Source organism: Ensifer sp. ENS06 (assembly GCF_014852205.1).
Taxonomy (GTDB): Bacteria; Pseudomonadota; Alphaproteobacteria; order Rhizobiales; family Rhizobiaceae; genus Ensifer; species Ensifer adhaerens.
This window is the reverse complement of sequence record NZ_JACVBC010000002.1, coordinates 551127-565737: the sequence shown is the minus strand read 5'-3', so window position 1 is coordinate 565737 and position 14611 is coordinate 551127. Positions and strand designations below refer to the sequence as shown.

Sequence of the window (14611 nt, the reverse complement as noted above, 5' to 3'; positions counted from 1 at the left end):
GCCTTGCAGACCGGGCGCATGGCTCTCGACGTTCATCGAACAGATCAGGCGGCTTGAAGAAGGGGACATCACATGACAGACGCACCTTGGCACGCCGATCCACTTACCTGGGGCACCGGTCCGCACCTCTTCGAGGTCTTTCTGGAACCGACGGATCCTTACTCGGCCAAGGCATTCGGCAAGCTCGATGCCCTTCTCGCCCGCGCCGGCGCGGACAGGATCACCATCAAGATCCGGCTGCAGTCGCAGCCCTGGCACATGTATTCCGGCGTCGTCGTTCGCTGTATTCTTGCGGCCTCGACGCTGGCGGGCGGCAAGGAGACCGCAAAGACCGTCATCGCGGCCGTCGCTGCGCATCGGGAGGAGTTCGAGTTCACCCACCACGCCGGCGGGCCCAACATGGACGTGACCCCCAACATGATCATCGAGCGACTGGAAGGTTACAGCGGCGTGCAACTGAAGGCGGCCTTTGCGATCCCCGATCTCGATCGGGAGATCAAATGGCATTGCCGGTACGCCCGCCAGAACGGCATCCACGTCTCCCCGACCTTCATGATCGACGGGATCGTGCGGCCGGACGTGAGCAGCGGCGATGATGTTTCGGCCTGGGCGGCGAAGTTGCTCGCCTGACGAAGGTTGCAAGGACGCTTCCGGCGGGCAGCGGCCGGGCCCCCGTTGCGGGCATTTTCCCGGGGCTCGACCGGGCCGTTGGCGACGCCCGTCTTTCCAGTTGCCTTAACCGGCAAAAGTGGCACACTGAGCCTCGCGCGACGGCGCCAAGCGTCTGAATGACAGGGCGGAGGCCACTGTAATATTTTGTTTTTCTAAATGGATTTCTCTCCGGCCGATTTCCGTCGGAAAACACGTGTTGGAAAAAGCCAGAGGAATACAGCAGGCTTTTTGAGCGCCTTTTCGGACGCCGCGTTGCCAAAAATCTAAGCGCTGCCACCGCTCCGGATGGGCGCGGTGCATACACAACTGGAGGGTATCGTGACGCTTGCAATCAATGACCTCGCACCGGACTTCGAGGTCGGGACAACCGACGGCACGATCCGGTTTCACGACTGGATCGGCGACTCCTGGGCGGTGCTGTTTTCGCACCCGAAGGACTTTACGCCCGTCTGCACCACCGAGCTTGGCTACATGGCGCGCATCAAGCCGGAATTCGACCGGCGCGGCGTCAAGATCATCGGCCTTTCGGTCGATCCGCTCGACCGCCATGCCGGCTGGGCCGCCGATATCGAGGAGACACAGGGCCATGCGCCGAACTTCCCGATGATCGCCGATGTCGACTACACCGTCTCGAAGCTCTACGGCATGCTGCCGGCGCCGGTTTCCGGCGATCCGACCAAGCGTACGCCCGCTGACAACCAGACGGTGCGCAACGTCTTCGTCGTCGGCCCGGACAAGAAGATCAAGCTGATCCTCATCTATCCGATGACGACAGGCCGCAACTTCGACGAGGTGCTGCGTGTCATCGACTCGCTGCAGCTGACGGCCAAGCACAAGGTGGCAACGCCGGTGAACTGGCAGCAGGGCGACGACGTGATCATCGCCGGCTCCGTCACGGATGAGGATGCCCGCAAGGTCTATCCGGAGGGCTGGCGCGCGCCGAAGCCCTATATCCGCATCGTGCCGCAGCCGAAGGGCTGAGGCGGGGCTGACATTTCGCCAGGGCGCGGAAGCGCCCGCGCTACGGGTTCGTCCTTCGTTGCTGGTGGTGAGGGTTTATCCGCATTCCGTGACGAGGGGGCTGCCCCTCATCTCGCGGTGAGGGAGCTGACCCTCACCCGCCTGCCGGCGCCTTCTCCCCGTATGCGGGGAGAAGGGACGTTGGCGTGCTTTCCGCGGTTCCTTTTCCCCGCCTCTGGGGGGCGGCGGAGAGGCCGTTTAGCTTCCATTCCCACGACCCATGGTTGCCGGAGCGGCGAACCCCGCGCCGGAAGCCTGCTTCCTCTGCGACAGAATCCCTCCTTTATCTGAGCACGCCCGCGCCTATAGTGCCGCTGTTTGCGGCCGCCGCCGGAGCGCGCCGCACGCTGACTGGATGACCCGCCCCATGACCGCAGCAAGCCGCCCCGACCTGACAGACATTCACCGCGGCGACTGGGTGGATCGCCGGTTGCCGCGGGCGGTGCGGCCCTATACCCGTCTTGCGCGGCTCGACAGGCCGGTCGGTATCTGGCTGACGCTCTTTCCCTGTTGGGCGGCGCTTTTCCAGGCGGCGCATGGCCTTCCCGAGATCCGGGATATTCTGGTTTTCACGCTCGGCGCATTTCTGATGCGCAGTGCCGGCTCCACCATCAATGACATGGCCGACCGCAATATCGACGGGCATGTCGAGCGCACGCGGTTTCGTCCGCTTGCAAATGGTGAGATTGGCATGTCCCGGGCCGTTGTCTTCCTGATTGCGCAACTTGCGCTCGCCGCTTCGCTCCTTGTCTTCTTGAGCCCCGCGACCCGTGTGCTTGCGGTGTGCGTCGTGCCGCTCGTGTTCCTCTACCCCTTCTGCAAGAGGTTCACCCATTGGCCGCAAGCGGTCTTGGGCGCTGCCTTCAACTGGGGCATGCTGATGGCCTGGTCGCAGGTTGCCGGCCATGTTCCGGCGGGCGCTGTGCTGATGTGGGCCGGCGCCGTTGCGTGGCAGATCGGCTATGATACGGCCTACGCCTATGTCGATGTGCGAGACGACACGCGTCTCGGTCTCAAGTCGACGGCGATCCTGTTCGGCTCTCGCGGCAAGGCCTGTATCGCCCTGTTCTACGGCCTGACGCTGGCCGCCTGGTCTGTTGGCGGCTGGATGCTCGGCATGTCGAGCCTGTATGCCATCGGCATGGTGGTGATCGCGGCCCATCTCGCGTGGCAGGTCCGGCGTTTCGACCTCGATCGCCCCGAAATCAGCTATCGACTGTTTCTGGCGAATATCCTGACCGGCGGGCTGCTGGCTGCCGCGGCTCTCGCCGGAAGTTTTTGAGGGACGCCGAGCGTCCGGCCTGCCGCCTGGAATACGGCCGACAGGCGGGCGACGCATTGACGCCCGGCGCGAGCGCTCCATGTCATATCCAGATGTCATATCCAGGCGTTCAGCGCAGTCAAACGGGCAGGGGCAGGCCATGCAAAGGTTCTTCGTCAGCGTCGCCAAGGAATTCGAGGCCGATAGCGCCGAGGAGGCGGCCCTTTTGATGTACCAGTATCTGACCCGCGAGCCGGCGCCGCTTTCCTACGCCATCACCGACGAGGCGAAGAACATCACCAGGCTGACGCTCGAGCGCGACAAGGCGGACGAATTCGCGAGCGTCGACCACACGGCAGATCCGGGCAACTGGTAACGTTCGCTGGCGGCGATGCCTGTGGGCGGAAGCCATCAAAGCGGCAAGTTTGGTTGCAAATCCTCCGGAGTTCGCGTAAAGACTGCGCCCGTTGGGCGCGGGTATCGCCGCGCTTCGGGAGGAAACCTGCTTGTTCATTGCACATCTGCCGGCCGGGTATCTGCTGTGCCGCCCGTTTGCGCGCCGCAACCCGTCGCAGGCCCGCGCCATCTTCGGTGTCGGGCTTGTCTGTTCCGTCCTGCCGGATTTCGATCTCGCCTATTTCTACCTGATCGACCAGCGCCGCACGCCGCATCACGACTACTGGGTGCACACGCCGATCTTCTGGCTGGTGCTGGCGGCGACGGTTGCGCTTGTTCTCATCGCCACCGGGCGGCGCAAACAGCTCGTCCTTGTCGGTGTCGGGCTTTCGAGCGTGCTCCTGCATCTGGTGATGGATTCTGTCGCGGCTGATATCCGCTGGTTCTTTCCCTTTGTGGATCTCAGGGTGAACCTTGTGCATGTGCAGGCGGTCTACAAACCCTGGTACCTGAACTTCCTCTTGCACTGGACCTTTGCGCTCGAAGTTTTGATCTGGCTGCTGGCCGGCCATTTCGCTTTGCACGATTTGAGAGCGCGGCGCACGATCGGGACCGAGGCCGCATGAGAGCAAAAACAGGGCAATTCTAGGGGCGCGAAAAGAATCGCTTAAGAAATTTATCATACGAATAGCTACAATTCGCATGTATCCCTTTTCGATTTGTTAGCTATAGGTCCCGCCCTCATGACTGGCCTGCCGTTTCTTTTTTCGTCCGATGCCAAAGCCATGCTCGATGCGATCAACCGGTCGCAGGCGATCATCGAATTCGATCTTTCCGGCACGATCCTGACCGCCAACGAGAATTTCTGCCGCGCGATGGGTTACGATCTCCACGAGATTGTCGGCCGGCATCACCGCATGTTCGTGCAGCCGGAGGAGGCGGCGTCCGCTGCCTATACCGATTTCTGGGCACGCCTTGCCCGCGGCGAATATGACAGCCAGCAGTACCGGCGCATCGGCAAGGGCGGGCGGGAGATCTGGATCGAGGCCTCCTACAATCCGGTGTTTCGCGGCCGCAAGCCCTACAAGGTGGTGAAGTTCGCGACGGACATCACCGCGTCGAAGGCAAAGAGCACCGACGGTCAGGGCAAGATCGACGCCCTGTCGCGGGCCCAGGCGATCATCGAATTCACGCCTTCGGGCGAGATCATCACCGCCAACGAAAACTTCCTTTCGGCCATGGGCTACGCGCTTCCCGAGATCGTCGGCCGGCACCATTCCATGTTCTGCGAGCCGGACGATGTCCATTCGCCCGCCTATGCCGACTTCTGGCGCGATCTTGCGGCCGGGCGCTTCGTCACCGACCAGTTCAAGCGTATCGGCAAGGGTGGCAAGACGGTCTTCATCCAGGCGTCCTACAATCCGATCCTCGACGATGCCGGTCGCGTGTCGAAGGTGGTGAAATTCGCCGTCGATGTTTCCGACCGCGTGCTTGCGGTCCAGGAGATCGGCGCCGGGCTCGGCCGCCTAGCCGAGTGCAACATCCGCATGACGCTGGACGAGCCCTTCGTCGGTGAGCTCGAAATCCTTCGGCGCGACTTCAACACCTCGATCGGCATGTTCCAGGAAACGCTGTCGGCCGTGCTCAGCCAGACCCGTGACCTCAACAGCAACAGCCACGAGATGAAGGATGCCGCCGAGCATCTTGCCGACCGCACGCGCCAGCAGGCGGCAGCCTTGGAGCAGACCTCGGCGGCGCTGGAACAGGCGACGGCGACGGTGCGCACCTCGACCGAGAATACCCAGCAGACCCGCGCACTGGTGCAGAATGCGCGGCAATCGGCGCACAGCTCTTCCGGCGTCGTGCGCGATGCGGTGACGGCGATGCAACGCATCAAGGCGGCCTCCGAGGAGATCAGCCAGATCATCGGCGTGATCGACGAGATCGCTTTCCAGACCAACCTTTTGGCGCTCAACGCCGGTGTCGAGGCGGCGCGCGCCGGCGATGCCGGCAAGGGCTTCGCGGTCGTTGCCTCGGAGGTGCGCGAGCTCGCCCAGCGCTCGGCCAAGGCCGCCAAAGAGATCAAGGCGCTGATCCAGAATTCGGTCGCCGAAGTCGCCGAAGGCGTGCGCCTCGTCGGCGATACCGGCAGCGCGCTAAAGGAAATCGAGGACTTCGTCGCGGCGATCGACACGCGGATCGCAGCGATCGCGACGGCTGCGACCGAGCAGACGGCGGGCCTCGGCGAAATCAACGCTGCGGTCAACGACATCGACGTCATGACGCAGAAGAATGCGGGCATGGTGGAGCGCACCGCCGACGTCAGCGTCCGGCTGGCCGAAGGCGCGCAGCGGCTGACGGAACTGGTCAACCGCTTCCAGCTCAACCGCCGTGCCGAGCGGCGCGAGGCGGGCACGGCAGCGGCAACGGGCGGCATGGGTGACCGTCGCCGCGCGACCGACGCGCGGGCCGCCTGAGGGAATAAAGCGGGACGTGCGGGGCGATCATGCCCTGCCGTTCGCGGGCGGGCGGGCCGGGGGTGCGGCCCGCCTCATCCCCTCCAAGGCAACCTTCGTGCGTTGGAGAGCCCTACCGCAGCAACGAAATTGTGACCGCACTGTCTCCGAGGTCTCCCGTGGCATTGGCGCGTGATAGACGATCGGCAGACGTGTTCGTGCAACGTGTGGTATCGCTGATACGTTGACGAAGCCCACGGTTCTATGCATCCTGCCGGCCAACGAACGAAGATGCCGGATACGGCACGGGAAGAGCAGGGCCAAAGGCCCAAGGCATTGATAAGCTTCGCATTCGCAAACGGCGCCCGTGCGTCTCGCCAGGTCGCCATGGCATTCTGAAGAGCTGCAGGGGCTCGCGATCAAGGGAAACCTGCAGAGTTGCGACGCGTTTCAGCGTCGCTTGAGCACGACATACGCATTCACGACGTCATTCGCATCGATTGCTCGAGGCCGGAGGGGATTGTGAAGGAAAAGTCGAGGTTTCTGCCAGCGGTGCTGGCTGCCATGCTGGCCGCATCCGTGGCGCTGCCTGCCACTGCCGCCGATCTGGTGATCGCCATGCCGAACTGGCCGTCGGGCCAGGCGACGGCCAATATCCTGAAAGTGGGCATCGCCAAGAAATTCGGGCTCGATGCCGAGGTCAAGGAGCTCGGCACGCTCAATGCCTTCGTCGGTTTCGAGGCGGGCACGGTCGACATTCAGCCTGAGGTCTGGCGACCGAACTTCGAAGACGTCGTGCGCAAATACGTGACCGAAAAGGGGGTCGGCCAGCTGACCGAACGCAGCGTGCCGGCCTGGCAGGGGCTTTGCGCCACGCCGGAAGCGGCCAAGACGATCAAGTCCGCCGCCGATCTCAGCGACCCCGAAAAGACCAAGGTCCTCGACACCGACGGCGACGGCAAGGGCGAGATGTGGATCGGCGCCGCCACCTGGCTTTCGACCGGCATCGAGCGGGCGCGGGCGGCCGGCTACGGCTACGACAAGACGCTGACGCTGTTCGAGGCGGAAGAGGAGGTGGCGATGGCTGCCGTCGATGCGGCCGTCGCGACCGAGAGGCCGATGGTGTTCTACTGCTACGCGCCGCATCACGTGTTCGAGCTGCACCCGATCGCACGGCTCGAAGAGCCGCCGCACGATGCCGCCAAGTGGAAGATCCTGCCGCCGAGCGACCCGCTCTGGGTGTCGAAATCCAGTGCCTCGACCGCCTGGCAAGCGGCACATTTCCAGATTGCCTATGCCACTGCCTTCGGCAAGAAACACCCCGATGTCGCGAAGTTCCTGGAGAAGGTGGATTTGTCGCCGGAGGAAGTGACGAAGATGAGCTACGCGCTGGAGGTCGAGCGGCAGGCGCCGGCCGACTACGCGAAGAAATGGGCCGAGGACAACGCGGCGCGCATCGACGGGTGGGCCAAGCCATGAGCGGACGTTCTGACGACAATCGCCTTGCCGGCACGGACCGGCCCCTGTGGACGCGGCGCAGGCTCGGTGTCGCGGTGCTTGCCGCCGCCCTTACGCTCGGGCCGCTCGCCGCCTGGGCGCAGACCCAGATCTACGACGCCCGCACCAAGAAATGGGTGAACTACGACAAGAAGAAAGCGCGGCAGTATTTCGCCCGCAACAATCAGCTGCCAGAGGCGTTCCGCCGCCAGGTGGTGACCTTCCGAACGGCGGAACAGCCGGGCACGATCATCATCGACGGCAACCAGCACTTCCTCTACCTGGTGCAACCCGGCGGCCAGGCGATCCGCTACGGCATCGGCGTCGGGCGCGAGGGCTTCGGCTGGGCCGGCATCGTGCGCGTCGGGCGCACGGCCGAATGGCCGACCTGGACGCCGCCGGCCGAGATGGTGGCGCGCGACCCGAATGCGGCGAAATGGGCGGCCGGCATGCCCGGCGGGCCGGACAATCCGCTCGGCGCCCGCGCGCTCTATCTCTACGAGGGCGACCAGGACACGATCTACCGCATCCACGGCACGGTGGAGCCCTGGACGATCGGGCTCGACGTTTCCTCCGGCTGCATCCGCATGAACAATGACGACGTCATCGACCTGCATTCGCGCATCGAGATCGGCGCCAAGGTGATCGTGCTGATGCAGGGGGCAGCGCTCTACAAGGGTGTTTGAGGCAGCAGGGATGAGGCGGGCGGCCCGCGAGGGCGGCGCGTCGACGCAGGCACCTTGCGGGCGCCAGGAAAGAACCGGTCGGCCGCCGGGGACACGCGTGGCCGATCGCGCGAAGGAACAGGGACAGAAGATGCGAAGGGGAGGATAAGTGGTGAGCGAGGGGATATTGCGTATGAAAGGCCTTGTTCTGGCGCTGGCGGCCACGGCCGCGATCAGCGGTTGCCAGTCCGCGCCCAAGCCCGAGGATATGGCGCGCACCAGCCTGCAGACGGCGCCGGCTGATCTGCAGCTTCTGTGTGCCCATGCGGCCGCCGGTGCTGCCCAGGTCGACAGCGCCAAGGTCTTGCCGACCAGTTCACGGGCGCTCGATGCCGCCTCCTACAGCGTCGACCTCGACGCCGCCGGCCGCAAGTTCACCTGCATCGTCGACACCGCCGGCAGCGTGAAGTCGGTCACGCCGGTCTAGCAGACGACCCGGCCGCGGCCATGCTGCCGGCCGTCAATCACCAATATTGAATAGGGTCGAGGGATCGGCAACGACGGGCGGCGCGTAGAAGGTCAGGCGCGCCGCGTCCATCAGCAGCAGCGGCTGGTCCATCTCGACCGCAAGGCTGGTGATCCAGTCCTGGAAGTCGCGCACCCGGTCGGCGTAATCGGCCGAAACATCGTGTGCCTCGGACGGGTCGGCGCCAAGGTCGAAGAGTTCGACCTTGTGCGGCAGCGTCGCCTTCCAGACGAGCTTCCAGTTGTCCCGGCGCACGCCGCCGCCCATGGGGTCGACGTTGTAGACAACCTCGGTGCGCGGCGTCGGCTTGCCCTCGCTCAAAGAGGGCCAGAGGTTGATGCCGTCGAGCGGCTGGTTCTTGTCGAGCGTCGCGCCGACGATCGCTGCCAGCGTCGGATACATGTCGACCACATGGACCATGCCTGCGACCTTGCCGGGCTTGATCTTCTTCGGCCAGTTGGCAAGCGCGACCACGCGGGTGCCGCCCTCGTAGAGCGTGCCCTTGCCGTCGCGATAGGGGCCGTTGTCGGCCGGGAGTTCGCCGCTCACCTTGCTGTCGCCGGCAAAGAGCGAACTCGTCACACCGCCATTGTCGCTGTGAAAGACGATCATCGTGTTGTCGCGCATGCCGCGCTTTTCGAGCGACGCCAGCAGCTTGCCGATACCGTCGTCGAGCACGGAGATCATCGCCGCATAGGCACGGCGGTTCTTGTCGGCGATGTGCTTGTAGCGCTCGAGATAGTCATCGGGCGCCTGGAAGGGCGTGTGCGGCGCCGTGAAGGCGAGGTAGAGGAAGAGCGGGCTTGCGGGATCGTGGCTTTCGACCACCCGGGCTGCCTCGTCGCCGATCAGCGTGTTGTCGAAGCCGGTCTCCTCGAGCAGCCTGTTGCCACGGTACCAGTCCTTCACGCCATGGGAGGCGTGCTTGAAGTGGTCGATCTCGCCGACCAGCGCGCCATAGAAGGTGTCGAAGCCGCGCTGCTTGGGCCAATATTCCGGCTTGGCATGGCCGAGATGCCACTTGCCGACCAGCGCGGTTCTGTAGCCGGCATCCTTCATGACCTGGGAAAGCAGGTATTCGTCGAGCGCCAGCCCGTAGGAGCCGGGCGAGGGGATCACGCCCGTCTGCAGGCCGTAGCGCAGCGGGTAGCGGCCGGTGAGGAAGGCTGCGCGCGTCGGCGTGCACATCGGCTGGGTGTAGAACTGGTCGAAGGTTACGCCGGTCGCCGCCAGCCTGTCGAGATTGGGTGTGCTGATGTCCGAGCCGCGGAAGCCGACATCGCCCCAGCCGAGATCGTCAGCGATGATGTAGACGATGTTCGGCGCCGTCGCGCCGGCTGCTTGTGCCGCATTCGGGGCAAGAGCCGCAAGGCTCGCCGGCAGCCCGGCGGCAACGGCGATCGCCGCACTGCTCATGAGAATGTCGCGCCGGGTCAGGCCGGCTTCCGGATCCGCCTCAGCCGTCTTGCCGCCGCATGCGTTTGCACGGGCGTTGTTCGCTTGCAGTTCAGACATGCGCACCCCCTGGAAATGCGACCCGACCGGACGGTGGATCTTTTATTCGACGTTTCTAATATCTGCACCTTCCGGTAGCGCCGTCAATTAACATTGTCGTGGTGGCAAAGGGGCGAAATGGCGCGTCGTTGACGGCCTATCGACGGCTGTATCGTTGAGCTATCGCGGCACTGTCACCGATAATTTTCATGGAATTAAGCTTTGTGCGGTGCAAATAAATAATGCTGCAGTGCAAATAGTATTTTGGAGAATTGCGTTGTTTGGTCAGTATATTTTCCAGAACTTCTTCCAAGTTTGGAAAATCTGTGCTCTCATAGGTTTAGTTGTAAGGAGGACATGCCATGCTCTCGTTCTTCGAGCACTTTGCACTTTTCGACGCCTTGATCGTTGCGGCGATCTGCACGCTTCTGATCCTGAGTTACTTCAGCAGCGAGGCCTGAGGGCGCGGGGAAGCAAAACGGGGTCCGTGGACGACCCGGAGGGGTTCCGCAATGGCGCGCGGGCGCTTCAAGCTTGCCGTCGCTGAACCGCGACAACACGTGGCGTCGTGCACTTCGATCTGCATCGCTTTACTGTAGCGCTGAACCGGATCAAGCCGTGCGCCTTGCCGAGACATGCAACCAGCGGGTCGGTTCGCCGTCGTAGCCGCTTCCATCGGCCTCGCTGATATCAGGCTCGGGCCAGCCGGCGTCTTCGAAGCAGGCGCGCAGCCATTCGGCTGAGGGGTAGTTGAAGTAGCGGCCGAAGCGGTCGTGGCCTTCCGTCTCGCCGGCCTTGAAACTCGCCTGCAGAAGACCGCCCGGCTTCAGCGTCCGGCGAATGCGTGTGAGCACGTCGGCAAGCTCCGTGCGCGGCACATGCAGAAGCGAGGCCTCGGCCCAGATGCCGTCGAACCGTCCTTCCCAAATGATCTCCTGAAACGTGATGACCTCGATCTTGCGGCCGATGCGCACTTCGGCTTCCCGCGCCAGTTCCGCCGAACCGTCGCAGGCGCTGACGTCGAAGCCATGGTCCAGCAGAACAAGGCTGTCATGCCCGCCGCCGCAGCCGAGATCGAGCACGGAGGCGCCGGGGGCGAGACGGGCCATGAAGGCCGCGAGACGGGTTGCCGGCGGCTTGCGTTCGCGCGCCGCATAGGTGGCGGCATTGTCGCGATAGAAGGCGAGGGTGTCGTCGTCGGGTTTTGTCATCGATGCTTTCTGGGCGTTGGCGCCGGCGTGGGAAGGGCGATTGCCTTGGGCTGCGAAAATCCGTTCCGTCAGCGTTTCGTCATGGATCGTTTTTCTCCGTTCGAAGCCCGAGAGCAGACTAGACGAAGATGGCGGCAGGCGGAGCAAAAAATATCGGCATGCTGCGGGTAAAGCGGGCTGATCGACAGGCCTGACGCTTCCGGATAAGCATGTGGCAGTTGTCCTCAGCCGGAACCTTCAATGGCCGATCTCCCCATTCTCCTGACCTTCGTTGCTGCACTCTTCGTTCTGGAGATCACGCCCGGTCCGGACATGATGCTGGTGCTCGCCCGCGGGATCGGGCAGGGGCGCCGGGTGGCGCTGCTGACGGTGGTCGGCATGATCTTCGTCGCCGGCGTCGTGCAGGTAGGCCTGCTGGTCCTCGGCGTCGCCTCGCTGCTGAAGGCCTATCCCGCCGGGCTCATGCTTCTGCAGTGGGTGGGGGCCGCCTACATGCTCTATCTCGGCGCGCGCATGGTCTGGTCGAGTTTCGGCGATGCGGCCGAAAGCAAGCGGCTGGCGGCGACCGAGGTGTCGGACTGGCGCGCGGTCCGCGAGGGAACGATCAACAGCCTGACGAACCCGAAGTCGCTGCTCTTCATGTTCGCCTTCCTGCCGCAGTTCGTGGACCCGACCGCCGGCCCCGTTTGGCTGCAGCTTGCCGTGCTCGGCACCGTGCAGAAGCTTGCCGGCATCCTTTCGCTCGGTTCGGTAGCGCTTGCTTCGGGAACGGTCGGGCAGGCGCTTTATCGTTTTCCGCGGCTGCTCGTCTGGCAGCAGCGTTTTACCGGCGCCGTCATGCTGGGGCTCGGCTTCCGGCTCCTGTTTGCAGGCAACGCCAGCGCGCCGGCGCTCAAAACGTAAGGCGGCGCTGTCCCCGCTGGGCGGGGACAGCACTTGAAAGACGTTGCTTGATGGCAGAGTGCCTAGGTCTTCTGCCGGGTCGTGTCGATTGGCCGGGTGTGGAGCCGGCAATGCCTACGGTCTCACTTGGCCGCCTGGGTCGTGCCGAGCACGTAGTCTCCGTCCCAGTGCCAGATCTGCTTGTCGTCAACCGTGACCTTCACGATCGCCTGGAAGCCAGCGAGCGTGCCGCTGCCGGCGTGGAACGCACAGGTGCCGAGCGGCGGCTTGGCCGTATCGTAGACGACGCAGTATCCGAGCGCCGAGTCGCCGTTTCCGACAGCGATGACGGCGGTGCTGCTGGAGAAGAGGGGATTGGCGACCACCGGTCCATAGTAGAGGATTTTGCTGCCAGCCGGGATCGCTTCGAGGTTCGATTCCGTAATGGTGCAGAAGCTCGGGGTGTCGCCGGTGAACTGGCTGCACTCCTTGGCGATCTTGAGGGGTTGCGTCTCCGGCGCTGCGGGTGCCGCCGACGCCGCTTGTGCCAGCGCCAGGGCGGCGCCAGCCGACAGGATAAACAGTCTGCTCATGGCCTAGTTCCTCCGGTCGAATTGAGGGGAGAAATTTTACGCTTCGCCTCCTTCTCCGGCAATTTGCCACTTTGGGTTATCAGGCGCCGGGTGCCGCTGCCGGCGCAAGGACAAGCGGACGACGGGCGTCTGTGCGATTGGGGCCAAGCGGCGCGAGCGTAGCGGTTGAGCAGATGGCTTGCTTTACCTCATGGCGCGTGGCATTCGGCTCAAGCTGACGTAACGTCAGGTCCTGGACGTAACGTGCGCGGAGCCCCAAAAGCCCGAAAAGCGCACGGAATTAGGTCAATAATATTGACATAAATTGGTCGTCATGGTCCTGTCCCGTCACCGTCCAGAGCATCCTTCCTTCCAGGGGGATCGCCCGAAGCGGAAAGATGCTCTAAACCAAAAAAACCAGAGCGTGCTTTGTGCGTTCATGCGAACGCACGGCGCTCTAGAATGACGCGGGAGGAAGCGGAGAACCGCTTTCCGCTTATAATCTCTGAGGAAACACCCCATGCTGGATTGGGAACATATCTTCGCGACGCGCTCGAACCGGATGCGCGCTTCGGAAATCCGCGAACTGTTGAAGCTGCTCGATCGCCCCGACATCATCTCGTTTGCCGGCGGCATTCCCGATCCCGCGCTGTTTCCGGATGCGGAATTCAAGGACGCCTATGCGGAGATCTTTTCCGGCCCGGCCGTGAGTGCCGCACTGCAGTATTCGGTCAGCGAAGGCTACAAGCCGCTGCGCGAATGGCTTGCCAAGCAGATGGCCGATCTCGGCATTCCCGCCGGCGCCGACAACATCTTCATCACGTCCGGTTCGCAGCAGGGCCTCGACTATCTCGGCAAGCTGTTCCTGTCGCCGAACGATACCGCACTTGTCACCTGGCCGACCTATCTCGGCGCGCTGCAGGCCTTCAACGCCTATGAGCCGACCTACGACCAGCTGAACCCCAACGGCAACCGCACGCCGGAAGCCTACCGTCAGGCGGCGGGCGAGGCGGGCGGCCGCGTCAAGTTTGCCTATCTCTCGGCCGACTTCGCCAACCCGACCGGCGAGACCGTCGACCGGGCCGGCCGCGAGCGCGTGCTGACGCTCGCCGAAGAGCTCGACATTGCCGTCATCGAAGACGCGGCCTACCAGTCGCTGCGCTATGACGGCGAGCCGGTGCCGCCGATCCTGGCGCTCGAAATCGCCAAGAAGGGCGACATCAACAACACCCGCACGATCTATTGCGGCTCGTTCTCGAAGACGCTCGCTCCCGGCCTTCGCGTCGGCTGGGTCTGCGCCTCGGAAAAGGTGATCCGCAAGCTCGTGCTCTTGAAGCAGGCAGCCGATCTGCATTCCTCGACCATCAACCAGATGGCGATCTGCACCGTTGCCGAGCGGGGCTTCGATGAGCAGGTGGCGAAGATCCACCGGGTCTACAAGCAGCGCCGCAACGCCATGCTCGCAGCGCTTGAAAAGTACATGCCCGAGGGCGTGTCCTGGACGAAGCCGGAAGGCGGCATGTTCGTCTGGGTGACGCTGCCAAAGGGCATGGACGGCGCCGCACTGCTTGCAAAATCGATCGAGACCGCCAAGGTCGCCTTCGTTCCCGGTCGCGCCTTCTTTGCCGATGGCTCGGGCGAAAACACCCTGCGCGTTTCCTTCTCCTGCGCCAACGATCAGATGATCGACGAGGGCATCCGCCGGCTCGGCGACCTCATCCGTGGCGAAGTTGCTGCTCTGGCGGCTTAAGGCTTCGTCAGACCTTCTTCATTTTGAGAAACGCGCTTGCTCCTGCGGGCGCGTTTTTCTTTTGGCTGGTAAAACCTTCGTGTTTTAGTCAAGATGACGCATTGATCGAAGCGGGGCCTTCCGATAGTTAGAACGTGACATGACCGGGCCACCCCCGGCCACGTAAGCGTTAACGTCACTCAACGCGTATGATCGAACGGCCAGAAGCG

Annotated in this window: 14 protein-coding genes; 11 read left to right on the top strand and 3 right to left on the bottom strand. The window is 63.7% G+C overall.

The window, feature by feature from the left end; translation table 11 throughout:
- Positions 1 to 72 precede the first annotated feature (72 nt).
- The 9 genes from IB279_RS11900 (at position 73) to IB279_RS11860 (ending at position 8454) form a co-directional block, all read left to right on the top strand.
- Positions 73 to 630 (top strand): thioredoxin, encoded by a 558-nt coding sequence (locus IB279_RS11900; RefSeq protein ID WP_112771022.1) that lies wholly within the window; start codon positions 73 to 75, stop codon positions 628 to 630.
- Between the two features lie 360 nt (positions 631 to 990).
- The gene (locus IB279_RS11895; RefSeq protein ID WP_034793680.1) at positions 991 to 1653 is read left to right on the top strand and encodes a peroxiredoxin; all 663 of its coding nucleotides are present in this window, start codon (positions 991 to 993) and stop codon (positions 1651 to 1653) included.
- Between the two features lie 406 nt (positions 1654 to 2059).
- A complete protein-coding gene (gene ubiA, locus IB279_RS11890; protein ID WP_112771021.1) occupies positions 2060 to 2974 on the top strand; it encodes a 4-hydroxybenzoate octaprenyltransferase in 915 nt (304 codons plus the stop codon).
- A gap of 139 nt (positions 2975 to 3113) precedes the next feature.
- The gene (locus IB279_RS11885; protein ID WP_060516039.1) at positions 3114 to 3329 is read left to right on the top strand and encodes a hypothetical protein; all 216 of its coding nucleotides are present in this window, start codon (positions 3114 to 3116) and stop codon (positions 3327 to 3329) included.
- A gap of 130 nt (positions 3330 to 3459) precedes the next feature.
- Positions 3460 to 3975, top strand: a complete 516-nt coding sequence (locus IB279_RS11880; protein WP_060582795.1) for a metal-dependent hydrolase — start codon at positions 3460 to 3462, stop codon at positions 3973 to 3975.
- Positions 3976 to 4092: 117 nt separating this feature from the next.
- Positions 4093 to 5826, top strand: a complete 1734-nt coding sequence (locus IB279_RS11875) for a PAS domain-containing methyl-accepting chemotaxis protein (protein WP_192339218.1) — start codon at positions 4093 to 4095, stop codon at positions 5824 to 5826.
- A 543-nt stretch (positions 5827 to 6369) separates the two neighbouring features.
- Positions 6370 to 7284 carry a glycine betaine ABC transporter substrate-binding protein gene (locus IB279_RS11870; RefSeq protein WP_192339253.1) on the top strand — a complete coding sequence of 305 codons (915 nt, stop codon included), beginning with the start codon at positions 6370 to 6372 and terminating at the stop codon, positions 7282 to 7284.
- A complete protein-coding gene (locus IB279_RS11865) occupies positions 7281 to 7988 on the top strand; it encodes a L,D-transpeptidase (protein ID WP_051659263.1) in 708 nt (235 codons plus the stop codon). Before IB279_RS11870 ends, IB279_RS11865 begins: the two co-directional genes overlap by 4 nt.
- Before the next feature lie 172 nt (positions 7989 to 8160).
- Positions 8161 to 8454 (top strand): hypothetical protein, encoded by a 294-nt coding sequence (locus tag IB279_RS11860; protein WP_226020593.1) that lies wholly within the window; start codon positions 8161 to 8163, stop codon positions 8452 to 8454.
- 33 nt (positions 8455 to 8487) lie between these two features.
- On the opposite strand, the gene IB279_RS11855 is transcribed toward IB279_RS11860, so the two are convergent.
- Complete coding sequence (locus tag IB279_RS11855; protein WP_192339217.1) at positions 8488 to 10008, bottom strand: arylsulfatase; 1521 nt, start codon at positions 10006 to 10008, stop codon at positions 8488 to 8490.
- A gap of 590 nt (positions 10009 to 10598) precedes the next feature.
- Positions 10599 to 11198 (bottom strand): bifunctional 2-polyprenyl-6-hydroxyphenol methylase/3-demethylubiquinol 3-O-methyltransferase UbiG, encoded by a 600-nt coding sequence (locus IB279_RS11850; protein WP_112771195.1) that lies wholly within the window; start codon positions 11196 to 11198, stop codon positions 10599 to 10601.
- A gap of 240 nt (positions 11199 to 11438) precedes the next feature.
- Here IB279_RS11850 and IB279_RS11845 point away from each other — a divergent pair, with 240 nt between their 5' ends.
- A complete protein-coding gene (locus IB279_RS11845; RefSeq protein WP_112771018.1) occupies positions 11439 to 12101 on the top strand; it encodes a LysE family translocator in 663 nt (220 codons plus the stop codon).
- A 122-nt stretch (positions 12102 to 12223) separates the two neighbouring features.
- On the opposite strand, the gene IB279_RS11840 is transcribed toward IB279_RS11845, so the two are convergent.
- On the bottom strand, positions 12224 to 12673 hold the full coding sequence (locus tag IB279_RS11840) for a hypothetical protein (protein ID WP_060605298.1): 450 nt from the start codon (positions 12671 to 12673) through the stop codon (positions 12224 to 12226).
- A gap of 499 nt (positions 12674 to 13172) precedes the next feature.
- Here IB279_RS11840 and IB279_RS11835 point away from each other — a divergent pair, with 499 nt between their 5' ends.
- Complete coding sequence (locus IB279_RS11835; RefSeq protein WP_034792987.1) at positions 13173 to 14402, top strand: PLP-dependent aminotransferase family protein; 1230 nt, start codon at positions 13173 to 13175, stop codon at positions 14400 to 14402.
- Positions 14403 to 14611: the final 209 nt, after the last annotated feature.